We start from the raw sequence: 429 nt of genomic DNA, 5'->3' as shown, positions 1-429 counted from the left end.
GTACGACGACCAGGGCCACCCCTACTACGCCAGCGCGCGCCTGTGGGACGACGGCGTGATCGACCCCGCCGACACGCGCCGCGTGCTCGCGCTGGGCCTGTCGGCGGCGCGCAATGCGCCGATCGAGGACACGAAATTCGGCCTGTTCCGCATGTGATGGCTTGGGCCATGCAGAGATCCACCATGTCCACCCTTGCGCTCCCACGTTTTTGTCGCCGCCTGCTGCTGTGCGCTGCCTTCGGGCTCGGCGCGTCCGCAGTGCTGGCCGCGCCGGCGCTGCAGCGCGTGGCGTTGCCCCTGCCCTCGGGCGCGGTGCTGCAGGCCCACTGGCTGCCAGCGCAGGGGACCGCACGCGGGCCGGCCGTGCTGGCATTGCACGGCTGCGGCGGGCTCTACGCCAAGGGCGGCGGCCTGTCCGTGCGCTACCGC

At 73.0% G+C, this 429-nt stretch carries 1 pseudogene; it reads left to right on the top strand.

The window, feature by feature from the left end:
- Positions 1–183 precede the first annotated feature (183 nt).
- Positions 184–429: pseudogene (locus B2J89_RS21820) on the top strand (hypothetical protein); the annotation flags it as partial.

Source organism: Acidovorax sp. SRB_24, assembly GCF_012931925.1.
This window is presented reverse-complemented; position numbering and strand designations above follow the sequence as displayed.